Annotated in this window: 9 protein-coding genes; 7 read left to right on the top strand and 2 right to left on the bottom strand. The window is 70.6% G+C overall.

What is annotated here, in order from left to right:
- The 7 genes from QWY80_RS01930 to QWY80_RS01900 all read left to right on the top strand — a co-directional run.
- A partial coding sequence (locus tag QWY80_RS01930; protein ID WP_435389220.1) for a tRNA (adenosine(37)-N6)-dimethylallyltransferase occupies positions 1–491 on the top strand: 491 nt, incomplete at its 5' end.
- Positions 492–614: 123 nt separating this feature from the next.
- Complete coding sequence (gene hfq / locus QWY80_RS01925; RefSeq protein ID WP_290228985.1) at positions 615–863, top strand: RNA chaperone Hfq; 249 nt, start codon at positions 615–617, stop codon at positions 861–863.
- Positions 864–871: 8 nt separating this feature from the next.
- Positions 872–2188: a ribosome rescue GTPase HflX gene (gene hflX, locus QWY80_RS01920; RefSeq protein ID WP_290228984.1), complete on the top strand. Its 1317-nt coding sequence runs from the start codon at positions 872–874 to the stop codon at positions 2186–2188.
- A 144-nt stretch (positions 2189–2332) separates the two neighbouring features.
- Positions 2333–3556 (top strand): FtsH protease activity modulator HflK, encoded by a 1224-nt coding sequence (gene hflK, locus QWY80_RS01915; RefSeq protein WP_290228983.1) that lies wholly within the window; start codon positions 2333–2335, stop codon positions 3554–3556.
- Positions 3557–4441, top strand: coding sequence for a protease modulator HflC (gene hflC, locus QWY80_RS01910; protein WP_290228981.1), 885 nt, complete (start codon positions 3557–3559; stop codon positions 4439–4441). It abuts the gene before it with no gap.
- 191 nt (positions 4442–4632) lie between these two features.
- Entirely contained in the window at positions 4633–5811 is a 1179-nt protein-coding gene (locus QWY80_RS01905; protein ID WP_290228980.1) for an ATP phosphoribosyltransferase regulatory subunit, read from the top strand.
- 60 nt (positions 5812–5871) lie between these two features.
- Positions 5872–7167, top strand: coding sequence for an adenylosuccinate synthase (locus QWY80_RS01900; RefSeq protein WP_290228979.1), 1296 nt, complete (start codon positions 5872–5874; stop codon positions 7165–7167).
- An 88-nt stretch (positions 7168–7255) separates the two neighbouring features.
- Here the strand turns inward: QWY80_RS01900 and QWY80_RS01895 are convergent, their stop codons facing one another.
- Both QWY80_RS01895 and QWY80_RS01890 read right to left on the bottom strand, forming a co-directional pair.
- The gene (locus QWY80_RS01895) at positions 7256–9952 is read right to left on the bottom strand and encodes a tetratricopeptide repeat protein (RefSeq protein ID WP_290228978.1); all 2697 of its coding nucleotides are present in this window, start codon (positions 9950–9952) and stop codon (positions 7256–7258) included.
- 29 nt (positions 9953–9981) lie between these two features.
- Positions 9982–11018: alginate lyase family protein (locus tag QWY80_RS01890; protein ID WP_290228977.1), on the bottom strand; the 1037-nt coding region annotated here is incomplete at its 5' end.

The raw sequence follows: 11018 nt of genomic DNA, 5'->3' as shown, positions 1-11018 counted from the left end.
CGCGGGCGCCCGCCCGCATCCACCCCAACGATCCCCAGCGGCTGATGCGGGCGCTCGAGGTCTACCGGCTCCGCGGTCGCAGCCTGAGCGAGCTGTGGGCCGAGCAGCGCCCGGAAACCTTTCCCTGGCGCACGCTGTCGATAGGACTCGCGCCGGCCGACCGCGGCGTGCTGCACCGGCGCATCGCGGCACGCTTCGAGGCGATGCTCGAGGCCGGCTTCATCGATGAGGTGGCGGCACTACGGGCGCGTGGCGACCTGGATCCCGCGCTGCCCTCCATGAAGAGCGTGGGCTACCGTCAGGTGTGGGCCTACCTCGACGGCGATTTCGACCGCGACACCCTGCGCCAGCGCGGCATCGTCGCCACGCGGCAGCTGGCCAAGCGCCAACTGACCTGGATGCGCGGCTGGGAGGAACTGGCCTGGGTCGACCCCCTGGTGGGCGACCCCCTGGGCGCGGTGCTGAAACTGGTGCGCGAATTCGGCACTTAGCGTAAGATACGGCTTTTCGGAAGCCGAATGGCCGGGCCCCTTCGCGAGGCGGGCGGGTGCCAGGCGGATACGGCCTCAACACGCAATAACCCAAACCCCAGAGACAATTCCAGGGAGAGCAACATGTCCAAAGGGCAGTCCCTTCAAGATCCGTACCTGAACGTCCTGCGCAAGGAGCGCATCCCGGTATCGATCTTCTTGGTCAACGGCATCAAACTGCAGGGTCAGATCGAGTCCTTCGACCAGTTCGTCATCCTGTTGCGCAACACCGTCAGCCAGATGGTCTACAAGCATGCCATCTCCACCGTGGTGCCGTCGCGCAATGTGCGCCTGCCGGCCCAGGATCCTGCCGCGCCGCAGGACAGTCAGTGAGGTAGTGATTGTTTTTCGAACGTCCCGACGCCGGTGAAACGGCGGTACTCGTCCATGTGGACTTCCAGGACGAACAGGAGCGCGAGGACGCCGGCGAGTTCCTCGAACTGGTGCGTTCCGCCGGCGCCGAGCCGGCGACGCTGCTCACCGGCAGCCGGCACCGGCCGGACTCGCGCACCTTCGTGGGCTCCGGCAAGGTGGAGGAACTGGGCGAGGCGCTCAGGGTCCACGGCGCTGAGCTGGTGATCTTCAACCATGCCCTGAGTCCCTCCCAGGAACGCAACCTGGAGCGCGAGCTCAAGTGCCGGGTGCTCGACCGCACCGGCCTGATCCTCGACATCTTCGCCCAGCGGGCGCGTACCCATGAAGGCAAGCTGCAGGTGGAGCTGGCCCAGCTCGAGTACATGTCGACCCGCCTGGTGCGCGGCTGGACCCACCTGGAGCGCCAGAAGGGCGGCATTGGCCTGCGCGGTCCCGGCGAAACCCAGCTGGAGACCGACCGCCGGCTGCTGCGGGCGCGCATCAAGGCGATCCACAAGCGGCTCGACAAGGTCCGCAGCCAGCGCAGCCAGAACCGTCGCGCCCGCTCGCGGGCCGAGATTCCCAGCGTCTCCCTGGTGGGCTACACCAACGCCGGCAAGTCAACGCTGTTCAACGCCCTGACCACCGCCGAGGTCTATGCGGCCGACCAGCTCTTCGCTACCCTCGACCCGACGCTGCGACGCCTCGAGATCGAGGACGTGGGGCCGGTGGTCCTGGCCGATACTGTGGGCTTCATCCGCCACCTGCCCCACAAGCTGGTGGAGGCGTTCCGTGCCACCCTGCAGGAGGCCGCCGAGGCGACCCTGCTGGTTCACGTCATCGACGCCGCCGACCCCGACCGCGATCTCAACGTCGCCCAGGTCGAGGAGGTGCTCGACGAGATCGATGCCCTGGAGGTGCCGACGCTCAAGGTGATGAACAAGATCGACCTGCTCGACAGCGCCCCGCGCATCGAGCGTGACGGCGAGGGCCGCCCCGAGGTGGTGTGGCTCTCGGCGCGCGAGGGCAGGGGGCTGGAGCTGCTGGACCAGGCCCTGACCGAGCGGCTCGCCGAGGACGTCATCGACTTCCCGCTGACTCTGGCGCCGGAGCAGGGCAAGTTGCGTGCCGGTCTCCACGAGCTGGGCGCGGTGCGCGACGAGGCCTTCGACGAGCACGGCCATACCCGCCTGCAGGTGCGGCTGCCACGCCGCGACTTCCTGCAGCTGATGGCGCGGCTCGGCGAGCGGGCCGACGACTACCTGCCGGAGCCCCTGCAGGAACGCGAGGCCTGGGAGGAGTGAGATCGTGGGCGTGTCGGCCCGCGTGAGAAGAGGCACGATAACCAGAAAGGCTCGACGGTCGCCGGAGAGCGTACGACAGGATCGCAACCGAGCCCCGGCCGGCAAGATGCCGGCCGGGGCGGCAACGCACAGTGGAGAAGACCTATGGCCTGGAATGAGCCTGGTGGTGGCAACCAGCACGACCCCTGGAGCGGGGGAGGCCGACGCGGGGGCGGCAGCGGCGGCGGTGGCAACCGCGGCGGCAACCAGCCCCCCGATCTCGACGAGGCCCTGAAGAAGTTTCAGGACAAGCTCAACAGCATGCTGGGCGGCCGCGGCGGCAAGCGCGGCGGTGGCGGTGGCAAGGGCGGTGGCGGCAAGCCACGCAACGCCTTCACCCTGCCGGGCCTGCTGATCGTGGTGGCCCTGGCGATCTGGGCCGCCACCGGCTTCTACCTGGTCGACCAGACCGAGCGCGGCGTGGTGCTGCGCTTCGGCGAGTTCCAGGAGGTGGTCAACCCCGGCCTGCACTGGAACCCGCCGCTGATCGACGACGTGCGCATGGTCAACGTGACCCGGGTGCGCTCGTTGACCCAGACCCAATCGATGCTGACCCGCGACGAGAACATCGTCGAAGTCGAGATCTCGGCCCAGTACCAGGTGGCCAACCCCCGCGACTTCGTGCTCAACGTGCGCGACCCGCAGCTGTCCATCGAGAACGCCCTGGACAGTGCGCTGCGCCACGTGGTGGGTGGTACCGACATGATCGACATCCTCACCTCGGGCCGTGAGATCCTCGGCAGCTCGGTGGCCAGCCGCCTGCAGAGCTATCAGGACAGCTACGGCACCGGCATCAGCCTGCAGACCATCAACATCGAGTCCACCTCGGCGCCGGAGCCGGTCATCGACGCCTTCGACGACGTGATCCGCGCCCGCGAGGACCGCCAGCGTACCATCAACCAGGGCATGGCCTACGCCAACGCCATCATCCCCGAGGCCCAGGGCCAGGCCCAGCGCATCGTCGAGCAGGGCCAGGGCTACCGCGAGGCGGTGGTCGCCGAGGCGCGCGGCCAGGCCAATCGCTTCACGGCGCTGCTCACCCAGTACCAGAACTCGCCGGCCATCATGCGCGAGCGCCTCTACCTCGACACCATCGGCGAGGTGTTTGGCAGCACGTCGAAGATATTGGTGGACGTGGCCGACGATGGCCCGCTGATGTACCTGCCGCTGGACCGCATGCGGAGCGGCGGTTCGGCGTCCGGCGAGCGCCTGGGCGAGCAGGGCGAGCTCGACCCCCGGGTACTGGAGCGCCTGCGCTCGACCCAGTCCTCGTCCTCGTCGTCCGGCAACGGAAGCAACACCGGTGGTATCCGCAGGGAGGGCCGCTAAATGATCAACAATCGTTCCCTGCTCATCGTCGGCGGCCTGGCCGCCGCGGCCTGGCTGGCCAGCAACAGCCTCTACGTGGTCGACGAGACCGAGCGTGCCGTCAAGCTGCGCTTCGGTGAGGTGATCGAGGAGAACATCCAGCCGGGGCTGCACTTCAAGGTCCCGATCACCCAGACGGTACGCAAGTTCGATACCCGGGTGCTGACCCTGGACACCGATCCCAGCCGCTACCTGACCCTGGAGCAGAAGGCGGTGATCGTCGACTCCTACGTCAAGTGGCAGGTGATCAACCCGACCCGCTACTACGAGGCCACCTCCGGCGACGAGATGATGGCCACGCGCCTGATCCAGCCGCGGGTCGACGAGAGCCTGCGTAACGAGTTCGGTCGGCTCAACCTGCAGCAGATCATCTCCGAGCGCCGCGACGACCTGATGACCGGGCCCACCGACGACCTCGACGCCCTGATGCGCGAGGAACTGGGCGTGGCGATCGTCGACATCCGGGTCAAGCGCATCGACCTGCCCGAGGACGTCTCCGCGGCGGTCTACGAGCGCATGCGCTCCGAGCGCGAGCGCGAGGCCCGCGAGTGGCGCGCCCAGGGCCAGGAGGAGGCCGAACGCATCCAGGCCAACGCCGACCGGCGGCGCCAGGTGCTGCTGGCCCAGGCCACCGAGCGCGCCGAGACCCTGCGCGGCGAGGGCGATGCCGAGGCGGCGGCGATCTTCTCCGAGGCCTACTCGCAGGACGCCGAGTTCTTCGCCTTCTGGCGCAGCCTGAACGCCTACCGGGACAGCTTCGAGGGCGACGACAACATGCTGGTGCTCGATCCCTCCAGCGAGTTCTTCCAGTATCTGAAGAGTCCCGCGCCCTCCGGCGAGGAGTAAGGGCGGCCCGGTGCCGGATGAACCCCGCGCGAATATCGCCGGGGTTCATCCCGGCCGCAAACGTGGTAGACTCCTGCAACCGGGCGTGGCCCGGTTTTTTTGTGGCCGTCTACCGCGCGTCGATGCCCGCCGCTGCGCCCGGCAGGGCGTCCGTTCTCCCTGGCCATTCACTGCCTTGCAGGATGATTCACATGACCATCGCTGACCGCTGGCTGCTGCCCGACGGCATGGACGAGGTGCTGCCGCCCCAGGCGAGCCGCATGGAGGAGCTGCGCCGGGCGCTGCTCGATCTCTTCCATCGCTGGGGCTACGACCAGGTGATGCCGCCCACCGCGGAGTTCCTGGACTCCTTGCTGACCGGCACCGGCTCCGACCTGGCCCTGCAGACCTTCAAGCTCACCGACCAGCTCACCGGGCGCATGATGGGTGTCAGCGCCGACGTCACCCCCCAGGTGGCGCGCATGGACGCCCACTCCCTGAAGCGCCAGGGCCCGGTACGCCTGTGCTACTGCACCAACGTGCTGCGCGCCACGCCCGACCAGCATCAGGGCGGCCGCAGCCCCGTGCAGGTGGGCGTGGAGCTGTTCGGCCACGCCGGCCTGGAGGCCGACCTGGAGATCCTGCACCTGGCGCTGGCCTCGCTGGATGCCGCCGGTGCCGACGAGATCCACCTGGCGCTCGGCCATATCGGTATCTACCGCAGCCTGGTGGAGGCGGCGGGCCTCGAGGGCGACGCCGAGCGGGCGCTGTTCGAGGCGCTGGAGCTCAAGTCGCCGGGGGAGCTGGCCGCCCGGGTGGCGGAGAGCGTGGCGGATCCCGCCCTGGCCGAGATGTTCATGGCGCTGGCGCGCCTGCACGGCGGTGCCGAGGTGCTGGAGGAGGCCCGCGAGGCCTTCGCCGAGGCGCCGGCCGCGGTGGGGGCGGCGCTGGACCAGCTGCGCGCCCTGCACCGGGGCGTGCTGGCCGCCCACCCCGAGGTCGAGCCCTACTTCGACCTGGGCGAGCTGCGCGGCTACGCCTACCACACCGGCATGATGTTCGCCGCCTACGTGCCCGGCTACGGCCAGGCGCTGGCCAAGGGCGGGCGCTACGATGATACCGGGCGGGCCTTCGGCCGGGCTCGCCCCGCCACCGGTTTCTCCATGGACCTCAAGCAGCTGGCCACGCTCTCGCCGGCGGAACCGCCCTGCGAGGGCATCTGGGCGCCGGCCGAGGACGAGCCGGGGCTGCACGAGGCGGTGCTCGCCCTGCGGGCACGCGGCGAACGCGTGGTCCAGTCGCTGCCGGGACAGCGCACCGGGCCGGCCGAGCACCGCTGCGACCGGCGGCTGGTGTACCGCGATGGCCACTGGCAGGCCGTGGCACTGTAGACTGGGCTTACCAAGGGCGCGACGGCCTGCCGCCGCGCGGCAACGAGAGACGAGAGACCAATGGGCAAGAACGTAGTCGTACTGGGCACCCAGTGGGGTGACGAGGGCAAGGGCAAGGTCGTCGACCTGCTCACCGAATCCGCCGCCGCGGTGGTGCGCTTCCAGGGCGGACACAACGCCGGCCATACCCTGGTGATCGACGGCGAGAAGACCGTCCTGCACCTGATCCCCTCGGGCATCCTGCGCCCCGACAAGACCTGCGTGATCGGCAACGGCGTGGTGCTCTCGCCGGACGCCCTGATCAAGGAGATCCGCGAGCTGGAGGCCAAGGGTGTGCCGGTGCGCGAGCGCCTGCGCCTGTCGCCGGCCTGTCCGCTGATCCTGCCTTACCACGTGCGCCTCGACCAGGCTCGCGAGAAGGCCCGCGGCGTGGCCAAGATCGGCACCACCGGCCGCGGCATCGGCCCGGCCTACGAGGACAAGGTGGCGCGCCGCGGCCTGCGCCTGGGCGACATGCTGCACCGCGAGCGCTTCGCCTCCAAGCTGGGCGAGGTGCTCGACTACCACAACTTCGTGCTGACCAAGTACCACGGCGAGCCGCCGGTGGACTTCCAGGAGGTGCTCGACAGCGCCATGCAGATGGCCGAGGAGCTGCGCCCCATGGTGGCCGACACCGTGGGCCTGGTGCACGACGTGCGCAAGGCCGGCGAGAATATCCTCTTCGAGGGTGCCCAGGGCTCGCTGCTGGACATCGACCACGGCACCTACCCCTTCGTGACCAGTTCCAACACCACCGCCGGCGGGACCGCCACCGGCTCCGGGGTGGGGCCGCTCTACCTGGACTACGTGCTGGGCATCACCAAGGCCTATACTACCCGCGTCGGCTCGGGGCCCTTCCCCACCGAGCTGTTCGACGAGCACGGCCGGCACCTGGCCGAGAAGGGCCACGAGTTCGGTGCCACCACCGGGCGTCCGCGCCGCTGTGGCTGGTTCGACGCCGTGGCCCTGCGCCATGCGGTGCAGATCAACTCGGTCTCCGGCCTCTGCCTGACCAAGCTCGACGTGCTCGACGGCCTGGAGAACATCCGCGTCTGCGTGGGCTACCGCAGCAAGGACGGCGAGGTGCTGGACACCCCGGTCGACTCCGAGGGCTATGAGGCCATCGAGCCGCTCTACGAGGACCTGCCGGGCTGGACCGAGTCGACCCTGGGCGCCCGGCGCGTCGAGGACCTGCCGGCCAATGCCCGCGCCTATATCGGCTACCTCGAGGCCCAGGTGGGCACGCCCATCGACATCATCTCCACCGGCCCCGATCGCAACGAGACCATCGTGCTGCGCAACCCCTTCCAGGGCTGAGCGGACGGGCGCTCCACGCCTTGAGGCGCGAAGGGCCGGCATCCAGTGCCGGCCCTTCGCATTGCCGAGGCGAAGAAACGTCGGGCGATCACCGCGTCGCGACGCTCTCGTCCGAGAGCAGGTCGTGCAGGGTCTCGAGGGCCGCGTCGCTGTCGCCCTCCATCACTTCGTCGAGCCACAGCAGCGCCTGTTCGCGGTTGGCGCTCTCCAGGCCGTTGGCCTCCAGGTAGGCCTCGGCCAGCGCCAGGCGGGCGCTGGCATGGTCCTGGTAGGCCGCCTGGAGCAGGTAGTCGGCCCCGCGCCGCGCGTTCCTTTCCAGGTGGTCCCCGCGCAGGTATTCGCGACCCAGGGTCGCCTGGGCACCGGCGTGCTCCGCCTCGGCGGCCTCCTGCAGCAGGGCGTGGCCACGCTCGACGTCTCGCGGCATGCCCTCCTCGCCACGCAGCAGGATGCGCCCGAGGTTGGCGCGGGAGGCCAGGTCGCCGCTCTCGACGGCCCGCTCCAGCCACTCCCTGGCCCGCGCGGGATCGGCCGCGACGCCCTTGCCTTGCAGGTAGGCCTCGCCGAGCAGGCGGGCGGCATGCGGGTTGCCCGCCTCGGCGATGGGGCGCAGGTAGGCGAGGCCCTGCTCGGCGTCGGCCGCGACGTGCTCGCCTTGCAGATACGCCTCGCCCAGCCTCAGGCGGGCACCGTCATGGCCGGCATCGGCGGCGCCGCGCAGCAGCTCGATGCCGCGGTCGGGGTCGCTTGCGAGCAGCAGTTCGCCGAAGTCGGCGCGCGCCCCGGTATGCCCCTGAGCGGCGGCGCGCTCCAGCCAGGCCCGGGCCGCCTGGGGATCGCGCTCGACCCCTTCGCCGTCCAGGAAGGCCCGGCCCAGGTCGGCCATGGCCCCGGGATGCCCCTCCTCGGCGGCGGCGATCAGGGCGCGGATGTCGCCCCGGGCGCCGCGGTCGCGATTCAGCCGGGTCAGGGCGTCGTCGGCCGAGGCATGGCCGGCGTCCCGGGCGCGGGTCAGCCAGCGGCTCGCCTCGTCGAGGTCGCGCGGCACGCCCTTGCCCTCCCGGTAGGCGCGTCCCAGCACCACCATGGCATAGGCGTCGCCCTCGCGGGCCGCCCGTTCCAGGAGCGCCCGGCCGCGACCGGGATCCTCCTCCAGTGGGCCCATCAGATAGGCCTCGCCGAGGACGGTCATGGCGCTGGTATCGTCGGCGTCGACCGCCGCCTGGAGCAGTTCCTCGCCGCGGCTGGGATGGAAGGGCAGGGCTTCGCCCTCCGCGAGATAGGCCTCGCCGAGCAGGCGCAGGGCGCCTTCCTGGCCCTGATCGGCGGCCGCCTGCAGCAGGGTCTCGGCCCGCCGGCCATCGACGGGCACGCCCCGGCCCTCCAGGTAGGCGGCCCCCAGTTGCTGGGTCGCCCAGGGATGGCCGAGCTCATGGCCGCGCTCCAGGAAATCGATGGCCAGGTAGGGCTGGCTAGGCACCAGGTCGCCGTCGAGATAGATGGCGCCGAGATGGGCCAGAGCCAGGGGATGATCCCGGTCGGCCGCCCTCTCCAGGAGCTCGATGCCCCGCCTGACGTCGGGGGCGCCGGCCAGGGCCGGGTCGGGCAGCGCCGCATCGTCGGGGGCGGCGCTGTCGCCCTCGGGGGCGGCCTGGCGCATGGCCGCGGCGCGCCGGCCGGCGTCCTCGATCAGCGCCGCCCCGAGGATCACCATGGCATCCACCGATCCCTCCTCGACCGCCGTCTCGAGCCAGCGCTTCGCCTCTGCCGGCCGCTCGTGACCCGACTGGGGGTCGAGCAGCGCCTGTCCCAGGCGGGTCATGGCATCGACGTCGCCGCGCTGCGCCGCCTCCTCGAGGAGGGGCAGGGCGCGGCGCGGGTCGGCTTCGAGCAGGGCCATGCCGGCATGGCCCAGGGCATCCTCGTCGCCGGCGTCGGCGGCTCGCACCAGCCACTCGCGACGCTTGTCGGGCTGGTCGCCGAGCAGGCCATCGCTGGCGTAGAGGCCGGCGAGGCGCTGCATGGCACCGGTATCGCCGTCGCTGGCCTCGACCTCCAGCAGCCGCTCGAGGCGACGGGCGTACTGCCGGGAACGCTCCGGCGAGGCCGGCAGCCAGCCGCCCGGGGCGTGGGCCTCGGCCAGGGCCTGCAGGGCCTGGGTGTCGTCCCGCCCGGCGGCCCGCTCGTAGAGCTCCCGGGCTCGCTCCGGGGCGGCGTCGACGCCGTCGCCGCCTTCGGCGAGCAGCTCGGCCAGCATCGGCTCGGCACGCTCGACGCCTTCCTTCACCGCCTGTTCGAGCAGGTGAAAGGCGAGTCGGTCGTGGGGCTCGACGCCGTCGCCCTCCAGGTAGAGCTCGGCCAGGCTGATCGAGGCATGGCCGCGGATCGAGGAGGGCTTCTCGATAGACTTGCCGTAGAGGCGCGCGGCCTCGGTCGGGTCGCGGGGCACGCCGTGACCGGCCTCGTGCAGCTTGGCCGCCTCGTAGAAGGCCGGCGAGATGTGCCTGGCCATCAGTGGCTCGAGACGCTCGAGGGCCTTGGCGTAGCGACCCTCGTCGATCAGGTCCTGGGCGCGATTGATGCTGTCCCAGTCCTGGCCGCTGATGTCGGGCTCGGGGCTCCAGGCGAACCACTCCCGGTACTCTGCCGGGACCCCGGGGCCGGCCGGGTCCGATGAGGGGGCCGTCGTGGCGGCGCATCCCCCCAGCGCGGCGACCAGGGCCAGGGAGAGGGCCAGGCGGGTGGGGGCGGTGCGGTACGGGAAACGGGGTGTGGTCTCGTGCATGGGCGGGTCCTCGATGGGCAAGGGGCGCATCACTGGTCGGAGAGGCCACGAAAGGCCTCGGTCTGGCGTTGCTGCTCGTCGAGAGAGACGTGCTCCTGGGCCTCGGGCGACATGAAGTAGAGGCTGATGTAGCCGCCGGCGCTGCGGTTGTAGAGCGGCCGGACCCGGTCCAGGAAGTCGGCGATGCGCGGGTCGTCGTAGCGGGACTGGTAGATCTCCATCCAGGTGAAGTACTGGGGATCCTTGAGGAAGCCCGTGTACTGCTCCAGGGGGGCGTAGTCGCCCAGGGCGGCCGGGTCGTCGAGGATCGCGAACAGGAAGTCGATGGCGTCGTGGATGCTGCTGCCCTCGACCTCCAGGTCGAAGATCTCCTCGTAGCCCTGGCGAGCGATCACCTGCATGTTGGTCACCAGGTAGAGCAGGCCGTAGTTCTGGTAGTGGGTGGCACGGCGGCCGCGACGCACCTCGAGGGGCAGGGCGCCCTCCTCGGTGAGGTCGTGCAGGGCCGAATAGATGGCGCTCACCCCGAAGCGGAACAGCTCGTCGTCCTCGGTGAGCACGCCGATGACGCTGCCGTACAGGGCGCGGCGGTAGAAGTGGTTGTTGCAGCAGCTGTTGCCGTCCTGGCCGGGGATCTCGGCGTGTTGGTGGGCGAGCCCGTTGAGCCACGTCTCGAGGCGCTCGCGCTCCTCCTCCAGGCCGTCCACGAAGGGCCGCACCGTGGCGTAGGCCATGCCGGCGGCGAACAGCATCGATTCGGTGGCGAACCAGGCCTGGGGCTGGGTGGAGTCGTAGTGGAAGTCGGTCAGCGCCTCGGCCTGGGCCCAGTGATCCAGGAAGCGCACCAGGCACTCGGCATAGTAGGTGTCGCCACTGGCGACGAAGGCGCCGGCCAGCATCGAGACGTTGTCCTCGAAGCGGAACAGCGGCTCCGAGGCGAGCTCCCACTCCTCGGGATTGGGGTAGTAGCCGGGGACGCGCAGCCGGGTGGTGATCGGCTCATAGGCCATGAGCTGCGCGCAGCTCGGCCCCCGGGCCAGTTCGTCGACTTCCTGCAGGAGGATGG

The sequence above is a fragment of the Halomonas ramblicola genome, assembly GCF_030409215.1.
GTDB classification, from domain to species: domain Bacteria; phylum Pseudomonadota; class Gammaproteobacteria; order Pseudomonadales; family Halomonadaceae; genus Halomonas; species Halomonas ramblicola.
Note: the sequence above shows the minus strand (reverse complement) of the source record. Positions and strands in the feature narration are given on the sequence as shown.

Coding starts and splice junctions, on each gene's coding strand:
- hflK (WP_290228983.1), top strand. CDS start 2,333: ATGGCCTGGAATGAGCCTGGTGGTGGCAACCAGCACGACCCCTGGAGC.
- hfq (WP_290228985.1), top strand. CDS start 615: ATGTCCAAAGGGCAGTCCCTTCAAGATCCGTACCTGAACGTCCTGCGC.
- QWY80_RS01895 (WP_290228978.1), bottom strand. CDS start 9,952: ATGCACGAGACCACACCCCGTTTCCCGTACCGCACCGCCCCCACCCGC.
- QWY80_RS01900 (WP_290228979.1), top strand. CDS start 5,872: ATGGGCAAGAACGTAGTCGTACTGGGCACCCAGTGGGGTGACGAGGGC.
- QWY80_RS01905 (WP_290228980.1), top strand. CDS start 4,633: ATGACCATCGCTGACCGCTGGCTGCTGCCCGACGGCATGGACGAGGTG.
- hflC (WP_290228981.1), top strand. CDS start 3,557: ATGATCAACAATCGTTCCCTGCTCATCGTCGGCGGCCTGGCCGCCGCG.